Origin of the sequence: Burkholderia sp. Bp9004 (assembly GCF_003858025.1) — a bacterium.
Classification (GTDB): domain Bacteria; phylum Pseudomonadota; class Gammaproteobacteria; order Burkholderiales; family Burkholderiaceae; genus Burkholderia; species Burkholderia diffusa.
In genome coordinates, this window is record NZ_QTQD01000103.1 from 1 (window position 1) to 338 (window position 338).

Genomic DNA, 338 nt, shown 5'->3' on the forward strand with positions numbered 1-338 from the left:
GCCACCGTGCGCCCGGACGGCCACCGTGTCAGCTGGCTCACCTACGGCAGCGGCCACCTGCTGGCGCTGCAGCTCGACGAGCGCGAGCTGGTCAGCTACGAGCGCGACGAACTGCATCGCGAGGTCGCGCGCCTGCAAGGCAACCGCCTGCTGCAAACGCAGCAGTGGGACGCCATGGGGCGGCTCAGCGAGCAGGTGCTGACGCGCGACACACCCGCCCCCACGCACACCGCAGGCGGCAACCGCCTGCTGGTGCGGCGTTACCGCTACGACGCCAGCGGCCAGCTCACCGACATCAACGACACGCGGCGCGGGCAGCTCGCCTACCGCTACGATCC

General features: G+C 71.6%; 1 protein-coding gene. It reads left to right on the top strand.

The window, feature by feature from the left end:
* Nucleotides 1-338, top strand: a 338-nt coding sequence (locus DIE08_RS35345) for a hypothetical protein (protein ID WP_148096110.1), incomplete at both ends; no start/stop codon positions are given.